The 3,664-nt window shown below is 52.7% G+C and carries 2 protein-coding genes; both read left to right on the top strand.

The features are described 5' to 3' along the window. Positions 1–2,175: toll/interleukin-1 receptor domain-containing protein (locus ACR6Z4_RS32045; protein WP_479721372.1), on the top strand; the 2,175-nt coding region annotated here is incomplete at its 5' end. Between the two features lie 181 nt (positions 2,176–2,356). Continuing rightward, on the top strand, positions 2,357–3,496 hold the full coding sequence (locus tag ACR6Z4_RS32040) for a hypothetical protein (protein WP_479721371.1): 1,140 nt from the start codon (positions 2,357–2,359) through the stop codon (positions 3,494–3,496). Positions 3,497–3,664: the final 168 nt, after the last annotated feature.

Below are 3,664 nucleotides of genomic sequence, written 5' to 3'. Positions count from 1 at the left end.
GTTGGAGCACGGGTGGATCGCGGTGCGCCTGCCCTTTCTCAGCAAGACCTGGAGCAGTTCTGCCAGCGCTACGGTATCAGCGGCGGCTACATCAGCACCAGTGCTATGACGGGTGAGGGACTACCAGAACTGTTAGAGCGTCTCAAAGCCCAAATCCCTTGGGATGAGATGGCTACCACCGTTACCACTGTCACCTTTAAGCGCATCAAGGACTACGTGCTAGCACTCAAGGAACAGCCCGATCGCAAAAATGTGTTAGTCAGTCCAGCGGAGTTACGTACGTTACTTGAGACCTCGGAGGTTTCGGAAACCGATCAGGGCTGGACGTTCACCGATGCCGAAATGATGACCGCCGTGGGGCATCTGGAAAATCATGGCTATGTATGCATCTTGCGGAGTTCTGCGGGTGAGCGAGCCATCTTGCTTAATCCCGAGTTGCTGGTGGGTCTGGCAGCATCGATCGTCCTCCAGGCAGACAAACACCCTCGCGAACTGGGAGCCATCAATGAAGCGGAACTGCTAAAAGGCAACTACGCCTTTGATGAACTCAAGGGTCTAGAGTTATCCGAACAGCAGCTTTTGCTGGATGCTGCTGTGGTGCGCTTTCTCAATCACAGCATTTGCTTCCGCGAAACCCTGGACACCAACACCCTGCTGATCTTTCCGGCACTGATTAAGCAAAAGCGTCCCCTACAAGACGACACACCCTTCAGCGACGATATTTCCTATATCGTGCGCGGTCGAGTCGAAAACATCTACGCCACGCTGGTGGTCCTGCTCGGCTACACGCCCTCCTTTGTCCGGATCCATCACTGGCAAAACCAGGCGCAGTACGAAATGGAGTCCGGACAAATCTGCGGCTTTCGCATGCTTGCAGACCGCGAAGGCGAGATTGAACTGGTGCTCTACTACGATAATCAGATGCCCGCCAGCGGACGCACCGCTTTTCAAACCCTGTTTGAACAGTTCCTTTATCAACGCGAGGTCGAAGTCACCCGCTTTCCACCCGTTCTCTGTGAGAACCATCATCGCTTGGAGCGTGCCATTATTACCAAACGCAGCCGAGAGGGCAAGACCTTTGCCTTCTGTGAAGAGTGTGGCAGCAAAGTAGATCTTCCTAGCTTGCAATCATCCAGCATTGGCACCAGCGCCTCTAGCTGGCTACAACGAGAAGAAGAGATCGCCCGCCTGCGTAACACCTATGAAACACACCTTTCTAATGTAAAAGGCTACCGTCGTCAGTGGGCTTCTCCCCGCTGCTACCTGAGCTATGTGCCAGACCAAGAAAGCTGGGCGAAAACCCTCCAGCATGATTTGCGGGATGCAGGCATTTACTTAGTGAGCGATGCGGCGCAGGTTCAACCTGACGATTATGTATTGGTGCTGGATACCCCTGCCTATCAGAAGGCATGGCAACAATCTACGGCAGCACTGAAAGATGATCGCCCCCTAATTCAGTCACGCTTAGTCAACCAGAAGCGCCTAATTTCTCTTGTTCTAGAAAGCGAAACCACATCAGCAGCTCCTCATGATTTGCGTGGGTGCAAACCTGGCGACTTTTGCAATCCCTCCCACTATCCAGTGAGCTTATTCGATTTGGTGTTGAACCTATACGCCATCCCCTTTGACCATGCAGGTTTTGCGCCGTTGCGTGAAACTCTACATCGGCAATGGGAAAAGAACCTGAGTCAATTTGCCCCAGACCTCACACCAACAATGAAACCGCCCAAAATTTTTATCAGCTATGCTCGTGCCGATGAGCCGCATAAAGATAAGTTGTTAAGAATGCTAGGCGGGCTGAAGCGACGTGGAGTGATTGATACCTGGAATGATCGCTTGATTGAACCGGGTGAAGAATGGTATCCCGCCATTCAGCAGGCGATCAATACCTGTCACTTAGCCTTACTACTGGTAAGTGACGACTTTATCAATTCAGGCTTCATTTATGAGGAAGAAATGCCCCGTTTTTTGGAACGTCGCCAAGCAGGCGGCATGGGTATCATTCCCATCATTGTTCGTCCATGTTTGTGGAGCAGTGAACCTGTCCTCAAAGATCTGCAAGCCCTCCCCCGCGATGGCAAAGCCTTGATTACTTTTAATGAAGCAAATGGCGATCGCGACCAAGCTTGGACAGACATTGCCAAAGCGATTGAAGAATACGTTAAAGCCCTTTAATCCGATATGCCGCAGGTTGACAGGAATTAATTGAGGAGGTAGTACCGACAGTAAGGAAAGCCCAAAAGTCGAATGATTTTCGTGCGCTCTTCGGTGAGATTGCTCACCTGTTACGTGATCTCCAGCGTCACCAGATGAATCGTTGATTGAAGAGGTGTCGTTGGTTTTGAAGGAACAGTCTGTGTTTCAGCACTACCAATTTATTAGTGGTCGCACACTTCTAGGTCTGTCGAAACTCGATCGCTGTCAGTCGTTGCCTGCCAATACCTGGACATCAATGGAACACCTCTGGCATGTGGTGTTTGTCTCCCATCGGTGGGGCAGCCAAACCGATCCTGATCCAACAGGTTCACAGTTGGCAACCTTGCAAAAACTGGTGCAACAGATGGTCGAGGTGGCTGAGGTAATTTCGGATGAGCGGGTGGGGATTGAGGCGACGAGAGCGCGGCTGGCTCGCCTGCCTTCTCTCAATCAGCAGGGCACGTTGCAGGCAGCCCATCTGGTTTTTCGCAGTCTAGCAGCGGCAGAATCGATCCCGGATGCAGACGAGATCTGGAGCAATGGGCGCGGCAGCCCGGATGTGATTGGGTTCTGGTATGACTACTCTTGCTTACCCCAAGATCCAAGAACATCTGCTGAGGAGCAGGAGTTTGCCCAAACGTTGCAGGGCATTGGCGAGATGATTTTATCGCCACAGGTGAGCACGTTGGTGTTGCGGAAGGAGGGGGATGGCTATCTCAGTCGGGGCTGGTGTTTTGCGGAATCGATGATTGCCCAGTCAAAGAGTGACCCCTATATGCCCTTGGTGTTGCGCACAGATCGCTGGAATGAACCCATATCACTGTTTAATTCGGGTGCTTTTGCTGTGTATAAACCCTTGGTGGCACAGGCAATGGCTCTATGGGAAAACCCTGCCAGTACTATGAGTGCTTGGGAGTTGTTTAGCGCTGTGATTCAGACGACGGCTTTAGCCCTGTTGCTGAAATCTGAATCCGCGACCTCAGAGTTTGCGCTGGCGCTGAGCGACACCATGACTCCTGGGACGCAGGTACTAGCTCAGATTCAGCCCTGGTTAATGACGCTTCAGGAGGGGGAGCTTCTGGATCTGGCGCTGCCCCTGGCAGGCTTGTTACAGGATCAGGGGTTGGGCTGTCGGGAACCGCGAGATTATATTCTGGTGGCGTTGCTGTTGTTGAAGTCGCTCACTAGCGAGGATGCGGTGGGAGAGATGAGGCTCTGGCGGGAGGCGCTGGTACGGTTTACGGAGGGGTTGCCGTTGGAGGTGGTGCGGCAGGATGGGACATTGGTGTGGCAGATGTAGGTTGGGTAGAGCAAAGCGTAACCCAACAAGCAGAGTCTAGTTATCGAATGAGGGGGTTGGGTCGCGCAGGCTTGACCCAGCCTACGGCAAGAGGCTGTCGCATTCGGCTTGCAGTTCGCGGATTTTGTCCTGGCGTTTAGTTAAGCCAACCTGACGGTCTAACCGCAC

The sequence above is a fragment of the Calyptranema fuscum S582 genome, from assembly GCF_055793305.1.
This window is presented reverse-complemented; position numbering and strand designations above follow the sequence as displayed.